Raw genomic sequence first — 12,153 nt, forward strand, 5'->3', positions numbered from 1 at the left:
CGCCCCGGCGTACCGTGCCGGAAGGCGGCCTTCCTGGGACTTCAGGGGTGGAACGGAGGCGTCAGTAGAACTCGGTCGGGCTCGCGGAGTTCTGGGGGGCGCGCCGGGTGAGGTCCACGAAGTCCTCGAAGTTGAAGTTCGAGTCGTAGGCGTTGCCCCTCAAGGCATCCACGCCAAACGGGTAGTACATGGAGCCGGCGCCGGAGGTGGACACGGCTTTGCGCTCGATACTGCCGCCGCGTGATAGCGGCGCCATGGCCGGTGAGCCTTCTGACACCAGAAGGCCCGTTCCGTAGGCCAGCGTGTCCACGACACCCGTCGTCGTGGTGGCGTTGAGGGCTGAGGTCGGATCACCCAGCCGGATGTTTCCTCCATCTAGAGACAGGTCCACGAAACTGGTCCAGACCGTATCCACGACCATGGACGGATTGTTGGTGGCGAAGCGGGGGCTCGCGAACAAGAAATAGCCATGCGCCTTGATGACCTTGCGGGGCGTCGTGGTGGCCACTGTCGCCGCAAGGGAGTAGCTGGTCCAGGAAGTCCATGCGGCGCCATACATCAACTTCCAGCCCGTCAGGTCGATGTCCGTATTGGTCGGGTTGTAGAGTTCAATGAAGTCATCATCTGCGTTCGCCACGCTGGAGGTGGAAACCTCGCTGATGACCACGTGGTTCGTCAGCGGGGGCTTGGCCACCTGCACGGTGCCCCAGGTGCCCGCGGGCGGCACGGTCTTGCCGTTCTGATCGCAGTACACCCACGGCTCCCCCGCGCCCGTGAACCGGTAGCGGAAGCCGTAGTTGTACGTGCCGGCCGTGGGGATCCGCAGCGTCGCCTGCATCTCGTCGTTGTTGCTGCTCGGCGTGGTGAAGCCCGCATTGAAGTCCGCCGCCGCCCACGTCCAGCCCGCCGGGTTGGTGGGGTCCGTGCCGTAGCCCAGCTGCGCCTCGATGCGCGGGTAGGCGTCGTTGCCATTCTGGTTCCGCGTCGTGACGTCGTAGCTGTAGAACTGGCTGAAGATGTCGTAGCGGTCGTTGATGTTGATGAACGTCGGGTAGGTGCCGTCAGGTGACGGGAACGTCTTCGGGTACTGGATGGCGCAGTAATTGAGTGGCTTCTCCACGTTCAGGCCGCAGTCGTCGTTGGCCTGGCCGGGCGTGCCCCGGTCCCCGCCGGACAGGCTGCCGGTGGAGTCACACCAGTACCAGGACTGCGCGCTGCCCTTCGTCCCCACGATGCTGGACGCGAGGCTCATGGCCCGGCCCGTCGTCCGCGGGAAGACGCTCGTGTACGTCAGGCTGTCCACCGTCACCGCGCCCTGCTTGAGCGTGATGCTGCCGGTGCTGTCCAGGGAGATGTCCGTGCCCCAGGCGTCGTTCGCCGCCACGCCGCCGTTGCTGGCGAAGTTCGCGTCCTGCGCGAGCACCGTGCGCCCGCCCGCCGGCACCAGCAGCGCGTGGCCGTGGTTCACCGTGAAGGACGCCGCCGTGCCCGCGCCGTCCACCAGGTTCACCACCAGGCCGTTGGCATCCAGCAGCTTCGACGTGGTGTTGGTCAGCTCCAGGTACTCCGTGGTGCCCGTGGACGGCGAGTGCATCACCTCCGACAGGACCAGCTCGCCCGCGCCCGGGTGGGGCGCCGTGGCGCACGCGCCCGCGTAGCAGACCGCGTCCGCGCCGGGGCAGGCCTGGAGGGTCGTCTCGCCGTCCTCGCAGGTCGGCGCGCCGTTGCGCACCACGCACGCCGACGCGTAGACCTCCAGCGACGTGCCGTCCTCCGCGCACTGGGACGCGGGCGGCGTGCACACGTAGCCGCTGCACGGGTCGGTGGTGGCGGTGCTCGCGGTGGCGAGCGCGCTGACGTTGTCCGCGCCGTCGAAGGTCTTCAGCGCGAAGTGGTACGTCGTGGCCTCCGTCAGGCCGGTGACGGTGAAGGACTCCGCCGTGCCCGCCGTCTTCGGCGCGGCCACGCCCGTCACGAGCGTGGCGGAGTCGAAGGTGGCGTCGGTGATGGCGGACGTGGCGTAGCGCAGCTCGTAGCGCGCGGCCGTGCCCAGGACGCCGTCATCGCCCGGCGCCTGCCAGTCCAGCCGGATGCTCGCGCCGTCCACCGCCGTCGCGCTGAAGCCCGACGCGGCGGCCGGTGCCTGCGTGTCGGAGATGACCAGGTCCGCGGACGTGAGGTCCTGGAGGGCATCCGAGCTCGCCCGGAGCTGGTACGTGCCCTCGGCCTCCACGCTGAGGTCGGCGAAGGTGGCCACACCGCTCACGGTGGCGCGCGTGGGGATGCCCTGGGCGAAGGTGCCGCCCACCAGCGCCAGCTGCACATCCGCCTGCGCGCCGGTGACGGTGTTGCCGTAGGCGTCCTGCACCGCGACCGCGATGTCCACCAGGCTCTCCCGCACCGTGCCCGTCGTGGGCGCGGAGGCGAAGGCCAGTTGGTTCGGGGACGCGGGGACGATGGCGTAGGTCCGCGTGACCGTGAGCGACGGGTTCGCCACGTCCTCCACGGTGACGTCCTGGTCTCCCGCGCTGCGCAGCTCCACGCGGAAGGTGTGGCGGCCCTCGTCCAGCAGGGTGAACGTGTAGGCACCGGGCAGCACCGCCTGCGCGTCCGAGGACGTGAAGTGCACCGTGCCGGCGTAGTCCCGGATGCGGTTGCCGAAGGCATCCGTCACGGACACGGTCACGTCGTTTTCCTTGCCCGCGTCGACCGGGGCCGTGAAGGCCGACAGCACCAGCTTCGCCGCGGCACCCGCGCCCACCATGAAGGACTCGCTCTCCTGCGTCAGCGAGCCCGCCGTGGCCGTGAAGGTGAACGTGCCCGCCGTGTCCACGCGCAGGCCGGAGAAGGTGGCCACGCCGTCCACCGCCGCCACCGTCACCGCCGTGAAGCCCGGCTGGCCGGTGAGGGTCAACGTCACCGCCGTGGTGGCCATGGGGACGACGTCGCCCCGCGCGTCCAGCAGCGACACCTTCACGTTCGCGAGCGCCGAGCCCGCGTTGCCGTTCGCCGGCTGTGGCGTGAACGCCAGCTGCGTCACCTGCGGATCCGCCGTGGACACCGCGAGGCTGTCCGAGCGCGAGGAGTTGCCGTGCGCGTCCGTGGCCTTCAGCGCCACGTGGTACGTCTTCCCGGCCCCGAGCCCGGAGAGGGTCGCGGACTGCACCGTGCCCGGAGGCACCGGAGCGCCGACCGTCACGGACGTCGCCGCGTCGAAGTCCGCGTCCGTGGTGATGGCGGACGTGGCGTAGCGCAGCTCCTGCGACGCCAGCTGCCCCTGCACGCCGTCATCCCCCACGCCCGTCCACTGCACGGTGAGGCCCGTCTCCGTGGCCCCCGTCTGCGTCAGCACCGGCTTCGCGGGCGCCACGTCGTCCACCACCTGCACGTCCGCGCTGTTCACGTCCTGGAAGCCCTGCGCGGAGGCCACCAGGTGCGTGGTGCCATGGCCCGCGATGCCCACCCCCGTGAACGTCGCCACGCCGTCCATCGGCGCCTCGCGCAGGGTCCTGTTCAGCGTGAAGGCCCCCGCCGGCAGCGTCAGCGTCACCGATGGCGCCGTCGCCAGGGTCCTGTTGCCGAAGGCGTCCTGCAGCGTCACCTGGACGGCCCCCAGGGAGGCGCGCGTCGACACGGGCGTAGCCGGCTGCTGCGTGAAGGCCAGCTTCGAGGCCGCCGCGGCCAACACGTCCACGCGAGAGGTGAACGAGAAGGCCCCCGCGCTGTCCGCGACCGTCATGAACTGACGCGCGGCCGTGCGGAAGATGAGGCCCTGGAACTTGAACTTGCCCGCGTCCGCGGCGGTGAACGTGTGGGAAGGCAGCGTCGCGGTCGCATCCGTGGACGTCAGCGTCACCGTGCCCGTGTAGTTCGTCGCCGTGTTGGCAAACGCGTCCTTGAGCGTGATCTCCTGGCTCACTGCCACGCCCGCCGTGACGGGATCCAGGGAGGAGTCCACCTCCAGCGCCGTCACCGGCCCCGGAGCCACCGTGAAGACGGAGCTGGCCGCGGGCTCGAAGCCCGGCGCATTCGCGATGAAGTGGTAGCCCTTGCCCGCCTTCTTCAGCACCACGCCCGGGAAGGTCGCGACGCCGTTCACCGCCGCCACCGTCAGCAGCCCCTCCGGGAACACGATGCCGCCGGAGCCCAGCGACAGCGTCACCTCCGCCGTGCTGTCCGTCACCACCGCGCCGGCGCCGTCCCGAACCTCCACCACCAGGAGCTTGAGCGGCTCGCCCGCCACGCCATCCGGCAGCGCCGAGCGGAACGCCAGCGTCTTCACGGTGCTGACGTCGGCGAAGTCCACCGTGGCCGTCGCGGTGAGCGGCACCCTCTTGCCGGTGTCGTCCTTCACGGACGCCTTCACCGTCTTCACGCCCGGCACCGAGGACGCCACCCACGCCTGCGCCACGCCGGAGATGTCCGTGACTTCCGCGGGCTGCACGACGAAGGCGCCCTCCCCCTCCACCGTCACCGTCACCGCGCGCCCAGACAGCCGCGAGCCGTCCGCCTTGCGCAGCGCCGTCACCGTCACGACCGCCACGTCCTGGCCGTTCGCGAGCACCCCCGTGGGCCGGTCCACCACCACCGTCGAGGCCGCCGCGTCCACCACGCCTTCCACCTCCGGCGGTGGGTTTGGCGAGGTGCCGGAATCATTGCAGCCCAGCGACAGGCCCAGACACAGCACGCTCAACCCCAGACAGCGGGCGAGCACAGCAATCCGTGGGGACATGGATGTCTCCGTCCAGCGAGCAGCTCCCGCGCGGCAGCTTTCGCTTCACGCGGGGTTGCAGCGCTTTCTAGCAGACCTCCCCCGGCCCCCGCTAAGCAGGGCCGGAACTTTGCACATCAACTGGAATTCAGCCGTTGATGGCCTGGAGCACCGCGGCACCGCCCAGGAGGGACTGGCCGCCGTCGCACACCATGATGGCGCCGGTGATGAAGGACGCGGCGTCGGACGACAGGAAGAGGGCCAGCCGGGCGATGTCGTCCGGGGTGCCGAAGCGCTGGAGCGGCAGGGCCTCCGCGAGCTTCTGGCGCGAGCCCTCCGACGGGGCCAGGCGGCTCATGCCTTCCGTGCCTTCAATCGGGCCCGGGGTGATGGCGTTGATGCGCACGCCCGCGCCGCCCCACTCGATGGCGAGCACGCGGGTGAGCATGTCCACGCCGGCCTTGGCGGCGCACACGTGGGCCTGCATGGCCATGGGCAGGTAGGCCTGGGGCGCGGAGATGTTGATGACGGAGGCGCCCGGCTTGCGCAGGTGCTCGAAGGCGGCGCGGGACACGTTGAAGGTGCCCAGCACGTCGATGTCCATCACCGCCTTGAAGCCGTTGGAGGACATGCCCAGCGCGGGCGCGGGGAAGTTGCCGGCGGCGCCGCACACCAGCACGTCGATCTCACCGTAGGCGTCCTTCACCTGCTGGAGCGCCTTCTCCACGGACGCGTAGTCGCGCACGTCGGCGGCCACGCCCATCGCGGTGCCGTGGGCCTGGAGGCCCTTCACCGCGCCCTCCAGCTTCTCCACGTTGCGGCCGTTGATGGCCACCTTCGCGCCCGCCTTCACGAACGCGGTCGCGATGCCGAGGTTGATGCCGCTGCTGCCGCCGGAGACGAACGCCGTCTTGCCCTTGAGCAGCCCGTCCTTGAACACGCTGTCCGCCATGGATTCGCTCCCTTTCACAATCAGCCGAACTCCACGACCTTCTGCCCGAAGAGGCGGTCCACCGCGAGGAGCAAATCGTCGTTCACCTGCACCTTGAGCGTGGTGCCGGAGATGTGCGCCTCCGCTTCCCCGGGGAACAGCACACTCACCGCCACGGCGTCGCGCCCGCGTACTTCTTCGCCAGCTCGTTGAGCTTCGCCAGCCGCTCCTCGGTGACGATGTCCGCGGGCAGGCGCAGCTCCAGTCGCTTGGTGCGCTTCTCGCGCACGGCCTTGAGGCTCTGGATGTCCTCGACGATGAGCTCCGCGGTGGGCGTGTTCTCGTCGCGCTGGGAAATCTGCACGGTGCCGGTGACGAGGATGGGGTCGTCCGACTTGAGCAGGTGCTCCCAGTGCTCGTAGCCCGGCTTGGGGCCCTGCTTGGACCACTTGCCGTCCTTGCCCATCACGTTGCGCGTGCCGTCCTTGCCGGGGAAGCACACCAGCTCCGTGGAGCCGGACAGGTCTTCGATGGTGACCCACGCCATGCGCTTGCCCGTCTTGGTGGGGCGCTCGCGCAGCACGGTGATGATGCCCGCCACGGTGAGCTTCTCGTCGCGGCGCGCGCGCTGCACGGCGGTGATGGGCCGCGCGTAGCGCTTGAGCTCCTTCTCGTACTGGTACAGCGGGTGGCCGGACACGTAGAAGCCGATGGCCTCCTTCTCGAAGGCCAGGCGCTCCTTCTCCGGCCACTCCTCCACCTGCGCGTAGTCGTCCTTGAGGCCGGTGCCGGCGGACGCGGGGCCCGTGAGCATGCCGAACAGCGAGCTCTGCCCCGCGGCCTTGTCCTTCTGGCTGGCGGAGCCGCGGTTCATCGCGCGCTCAATCGTCTCGAACAGCTGCGCGCGGGGGCGCTTCTCGAAGTCGAAGGCGCCCGCCTTCACCAGCGCTTCCAGCACCTTGCGGTTGACGCGGCGGCCGTCCACGCGCTCGCAGAAGTCGAAGAGGCTCTTGAAGGGCCCTTCCTTGCGCGCCTCCAGGATGGACTCGATGGCGCCCTCGCCCACGCCCTTGATGGCGCCCAGCCCGAAGCGGATCTTCCCCTCCACCGCGCCGAAGGCCAGGTCGGACTGGTTCACGTCCGGCGGCAGCACCTGCGTGCCCGACTCGCGGGCCTCGCCGATGTGCTTCACCACCTTGTCGGTGTTGTCCTTCTCGCTGGTGAGAAGGGCGGCCATGAATTCGCACGGGTAGTGGGCCTTGAGCCACGCCGTGTGGATGGTGACCAGGCCGTACGCCGCGGAGTGGCTCTTGTTGAAGCCGTACTCGGCGAACTTCTCCATCAGGTCGAAGATTTCGCCCGCGACCTTCAGGTCCACGTTGTTGGTCTTGCAGCCCTCCAGGAAGCCGGCCCGCTCGGCCTGCATGACCTCGGCCTTCTTCTTGCCCATCGCGCGGCGAAGGAGGTCCGCGCGGCCCAGGGTGTAGCCTCCCAGCACCTGGGAGATCTGCATCACCTGTTCCTGGTAGACGATGACGCCGTAGGTGTCCTTGAGCACCGGCTCCAGGTTGGGGTGCGGGTAGGCCACCTTCTCCCGGCCGTGCTTGCGGTTGATGAAGACGTCCACCATGCCGGAGTCCAGCGGACCCGGGCGGTAGAGCGCGCCCGCGGCGATGACGTCTTCGAAGCAGGTCGGCTTGAGCTTCATCACCATTTCGGTGAAGCCGCTGGACTCCATCTGGAAGACGCCGGCGGTGTCGCCCTCCGCCATCAACTGCCACATCTTCTCGTCGTGCAGCGGGATCTCGTGCCGCTTGATGTCCTTGCCGTGGTTGCGGTTCACCAGGTCCAGCGCGTGCTGGATGACGGTGAGCGTCTTGAGGCCCAGGAAGTCGAACTTCACCAGGCCCGCGGCCTCCACCTCGTCCTTGGCGAACTGGGTGATGAGGATCTTTTCACCCGGCGGCTGGTAGACGGGCACGAACTCCCAGAGCGGCTTGTCCGCGATGACCACGCCCGCGGCGTGCATGCCGGGCTGGCGGTGCAGGCCCTCCAGCGCGAGGGCAATCTCCAGCACGTCCTTGGTGGTGACGGGGTTGCCCTCCACCTCACCGATGTTCTGGGGCTTTTCGATCATCTCCTTGAGGCGAGGCTCCATCTCGATGGCCTCCTTCAAGGTGATGTTGAGGACCTCCGGCACCAGCTTGGCGATGCGGTCGCCTTCGCTGAAGGGCAGGCCGAAGACGCGGCACACGTCGCGCAGCACGCTCTTGGCCTTGAGCGAGCCGAACGTGATGATCTGCCCCACGTTCATCTCGCCGTACTTGCGGCCCACGTACTTGATGACCTCGTCGCGCCGGTCCTGGCAGAAGTCGATATCGAAGTCCGGCATCGACACGCGCTCCGGGTTGAGGAAGCGCTCGAAGAGGAGGTTGTACGGGATGGGGTCCAGGTCGGTGATGCGCAGCGCGTAGGCCACCAGCGAACCGGCGCCGGAGCCACGGCCCGGGCCCACCGGGATGTTGTGGTCCTTGGCCCAGTTGATGAAGTCCTGGACGATGAGGAAGTAGCCGGAAAAGCCCATGCGCTGGATGACGCCCAGCTCCAGCGTGAGGCGCGCCTGGTACTGCTCGCGGTCGATGGGGTACTGGCCCTCCAGCTCCTTGAAGCGCTGGCGCAGGCCCTCGTAGGCCAGCTCCGACATGAAGGTGTCCGGCGTGTGGCCGTCCGGCACCTTGAACGTGGGGAGCATGGGCTTGCCCAGCTTCAGCTCCACGTTGCACATCTCCGCGATGCGCATGGAGTTGTGCACGGCCTCCGGTGAGTCCGCGAAGAAGCCGAGCATCTCCTCCGGGCTGGTGACGTAGAGCTTGTCGGTGGAGTGGCGCAGGCGCTTGTTGTCCGCCAGCGTCTTGCCGCTGGCGATGCACATGAGCAATTCGTGCGCCTTGGCGTCCTCGCGCTTGATGTAGTGCGCGTCCGCGGTGGCGACGAGCGGGATGTCCAGGTCGCGCGACAGCTGCTTCAAGTTCTCGTTGGCCTTGTCCTGCTCGGCCATGCCGTTGGACTGGACCTCCAGGTAGAAGCTGTCGGGCTCGAAGATGCCCTTGTATTCGGCGGCCACGCGGCGGGCGTGGTCCATGTCGCCGCGGAAGCACGCGCTGGTGACTTCACCGCCCAGGCACGCGGTGAGGCCGACGAGCCCCTTGCTGTGCTCCGCGAGCACCTGCTTGTCGATGCGCGGGTGGTAGTAGAACCCGTTCATGTACGCGGTGGAGGACAGGTAGCGCAGGTTCGCGTAGCCCTCCGCGTTCTTGGCCAGGAGGATGAGGTGGTGGGCCACCTTCTCCGAGCGGTCCTCACGCCCCTTGGGCCCCGCGACGTAGGCCTCCAGGCCGAGGATGGGCTTGATGCCGGCGTCCTTCGCCTTCTTGTAGAAGTCGATGGTGCCGAACATGTTGCCGTGGTCCGTCACGGCCACGCTCGACATGCCCTTCTCCTTCACCGTCTTGATGAGGTCCTTCATCCGGATGGCCCCATCCAGCAGCGAATAGAGGGTGTGGAGGTGAAGGTGGGTAAAGGACATGGGCGTTCCGGCTCCCGGTGAAGAAAGAGGCGCCTGAACACTAGAGCCCGCAACCCCTGCTCGCCAGTCCAGTGACGGGGCCGGAGGAAAGAAGCGGGACGCGCGTGCGGCGGGCCCGGAAAACCGGCCTGGGAGACACCGGGAGCGGAATTCCGCCCCCCGTCCGTCCGGGCGTGGGCACTCCCACCAGCCGTGGGGTGGGCACCGTGGGATTCGTGACCACGCTGCCCCAGGATGCCCGCCTTCCCCCGTACACCGCCGACGCTCGCTCGCGCCCTCCTGCTTGGCTGCCGGGCGGGCCTGCTCGTCTTCCTGGCGCTCTACACGCTCTGTGCCCTGCTGAACATGCAACTGGGTTACCAGGGGAACGAGAGCGGCGTCGTCACGGCGTACGTGTGGAACACGTGGCGGAGCGTGGTGCTCTGGCAGGTGGCGCGGCTCATTGGTGCGTACTGCGTGGTGGGGCTGGTGCTGGGGGCGCTCTTGGGGGCCGGGCTGTGGGCGGCGGAGCGGAGCCGGCGTGCGGTGTTCTGGCTGAGCGGCCTGGGGTGCCTGGTGGTGGAGGCGTTCCTGGTGGCGGCGGACATGGCGCGGCATCCGCACCTGTACGCGGCGACGCTGTATGCGCGCTCGGAGGTGACGGCGGCGCTGCTGCGGGGGCTGAGCGGCACGCAGCCGTCGGGTTGGACCCTGGCCGCGCTGGTGCTGCCGGTGTTGAGCGTGCTGGCGGTGGTGGGCCGGGGGTTGTCGGCGTCCCCCCGCTGGCGCGGCGTGACGGCCGCGGTGGCGGTGGCGGGCTTCACGGGGCTGGGGCTGACGCGGATGGCAGGCGGGGCGGAGGCCCGCGGGCCCGCGCGGCCGAACCTGCTCATCCTGGCGTCGGACGGGCTCCGGCCGGACCACCTGTCGGGCAACGGCTACTCGCGGGCCACGTCGCCGAACATCGACCGGCTGATGGGGGAAGGCACGCGCTTCAGCGACACGGTGGTGCAGGTGCCGCGCACGGCGCCGTCGTGGACGACGCTGCTCACGTCGCAGTACGCGGGCGAGCACCCGGTGGTGCACACGCTGGTGGGGCGCGAGGCGCGCGAGGCGAAGCTCACCACGCTGGCCACGGCGCTGGGGGCGCAGGGCTACCGCACTGCGGTGGTGGCGGACTACGCGGGGGACCACTTCTCGCGCTTCCCGTATGGCTTCCAGGTGGTGTCCGCGCCGGACTTCCGCTTCCCGGACCTGGTGCGGCAGCGGATGCTCATCACCCACGTGGCGCTGCTGCCGTGGACGGCGCTGGCGCCGGGGCTGTTCGAGGAGCGGGGCGAGTTCCCGGAGCTGACGGACCCGGCCCCGCTGCACACGCGGGTGCGGCGCGTGCTGGACGGCCTGCCGGAGGACGCGCCGTTCGCGCTGGTGGTGTTCGCGTCGTCCACGCACTTCCCCTACGCCGCGCCGTGGCCGCTGGAGGGACAATACGTGGAGCACGGCTACCGGGGGCCGTGGCGCTTCGGGGCGACGCCCCGGATGGAGGTGGATCCGACCACGCCCGCGACCACGCCGGAGGACGTCGCGGCGCTGGCGGCGAACTACGACGCGGCGGTGCGCACGTTCGACGGGCTGGTGGGGAACGTGCGCGCGGACCTGGAGCGGCGGGGCCGGTGGGACGACACGCTGGTGGTCCTGCTGTCGGACCACGGCGAGCACCTGGAGGACGAGGGGCTGGGCCAGGGGCACGGCGACCACCTGTGGGGCAGCGCGGGGTTGCGCATCCCGTTCGTGGTGCGGCTGCCCGGGCAGGTGGCCTCAGGGCGGGAGGTGGCGCAGCGGGCGCGCTCGCTGGACGTGGCGCCCACGGTGCTGGACCTCATGGGTGTGCCCGCGCCGGAGTCGTTCCGGGGGCGCTCGTTGGCGTCGCTGGCGAGGCCGGGCGCGGAGCCCAAGCCGCTACCGGACGTGCCCGCGCTGATTCAGACGGACCTGTGGTTCAGCGACCGGGATGGTCAGCCGTACCAGGCGGTGCGCATGCCGTATCCGTGGCTGTATGAGATTGCGATGGTGGAGGGGGACACAGGGGAGATTGCGCTGAAGCCGGAGTGGGAAGGGCCGGTGCGCCGTGCCCGGCACCGTGGGGTGTATCTGGGGCGGTGGAAGCTGCTGGAGCTGCCCACGCCGGACGGGGTGCGGGTGCAGCTGTTCGACACGGTGGCGGATCCGTCGGAACTGCGCGACGTGGCCGGAGACAATCCGAACGTCGTGGCCACGCTGCGGGCGAAGCTGGCGGCGGAGCTGCCGGATGGGACGGGTGAGGCGCGGACGCCCGTGGGGCCTTGAGGCCTCCGCGCCCGCGCCCTCCCCTTCGCTGACCGCGGCTTTTCAGTACCGGTACAGCTCCGCCGCCACCTGGGCGTCGCAGGACGTCACGGCGGATCCGCAGACGGTGGGGCTCGAGTACATGATCGAGTTGCAATCCCAGTGGTGCGCGATGCCGAGCGTGTGACCCATCTCATGAACGCTGACGCTCTTCGCGTGGTACGCGCCCGCGTGATACGTGTTGTTCATGTTGACGACGCTGCCGGTCATGCAGCCGCCCGACGCGTAGTTCCAGGTATAGGCATACCAGCCGTTGGTGCCGTACCAGTTCTCGTAGACCATGACGTCGGACGAACCGCTGCCGCGCCAGTGCAGGTACAGGCCGTTCGAGATGCTCGTGTACATCCACGCGTTCATCGCGTCGCCCACCGGCCACCGCGTGGTCGTGAAGTCCGTGTACGTGACGTTCGTGGGGTAGCGGCACCACTTGTAGCCAAAGAGCGGAACCCCGCACCAACTCTGGGCGCTCGGCCCGCTCGGCGCGTCTTCCACCGAGGGCACCGCGCGCGCCTCGGGGCGCACGTACGCGACGGCCTGGGCCCGGGCGCGACCCGCGCGAGC

4 protein-coding genes and 1 pseudogene are annotated in these 12,153 nt (G+C 69.5%); 1 reads left to right on the top strand and 4 read right to left on the bottom strand.

The genetic code is table 11. From position 1 onward, the window contains the following. Positions 1-61: 61 nt before the first annotated feature. From ACLEQD_RS08050 to dnaE, 3 genes and pseudogenes are all read right to left on the bottom strand, one after another. The gene (locus ACLEQD_RS08050) at positions 62-4,732 is read right to left on the bottom strand and encodes a lamin tail domain-containing protein (RefSeq protein ID WP_410382941.1); all 4,671 of its coding nucleotides are present in this window, start codon (positions 4,730-4,732) and stop codon (positions 62-64) included. A 127-nt stretch (positions 4,733-4,859) separates the two neighbouring features. Continuing rightward, the gene (locus tag ACLEQD_RS08055) at positions 4,860-5,663 is read right to left on the bottom strand and encodes an SDR family oxidoreductase (protein WP_338262125.1); all 804 of its coding nucleotides are present in this window, start codon (positions 5,661-5,663) and stop codon (positions 4,860-4,862) included. Positions 5,664-5,683: 20 nt separating this feature from the next. After that, positions 5,684-9,228: pseudogene (gene dnaE / locus ACLEQD_RS08060) on the bottom strand (DNA polymerase III subunit alpha). A 234-nt stretch (positions 9,229-9,462) separates the two neighbouring features. Here dnaE and ACLEQD_RS08065 point away from each other — a divergent pair. Next, positions 9,463-11,553 carry a sulfatase gene (locus tag ACLEQD_RS08065; protein WP_410382942.1) on the top strand — a complete coding sequence of 697 codons (2,091 nt, stop codon included), beginning with the start codon at positions 9,463-9,465 and terminating at the stop codon, positions 11,551-11,553. A gap of 42 nt (positions 11,554-11,595) precedes the next feature. Here the strand turns inward: ACLEQD_RS08065 and ACLEQD_RS08070 are convergent. Next, the coding region (locus ACLEQD_RS08070; RefSeq protein WP_410382943.1) for a matrixin family metalloprotease at positions 11,596-12,153 on the bottom strand (558 nt) is incomplete at its 5' end.

This window comes from Corallococcus sp. 4LFB, assembly GCF_046520365.1.
GTDB classification, from domain to species: Bacteria; Myxococcota; Myxococcia; order Myxococcales; family Myxococcaceae; genus Corallococcus; species Corallococcus caeni.

What these genes read in the sequence shown, in the direction of transcription:
- ACLEQD_RS08065 (WP_410382942.1), top strand. Translation starts at nt 9,463, where the DNA reads ATGCCCGCCTTCCCCCGTACACCGCCGACGCTCGCTCGCGCCCTCCTG.
- ACLEQD_RS08055 (WP_338262125.1), bottom strand. Translation starts at nt 5,663, where the DNA reads ATGGCGGACAGCGTGTTCAAGGACGGGCTGCTCAAGGGCAAGACGGCG.
- ACLEQD_RS08050 (WP_410382941.1), bottom strand. Translation starts at nt 4,732, where the DNA reads ATGTCCCCACGGATTGCTGTGCTCGCCCGCTGTCTGGGGTTGAGCGTG.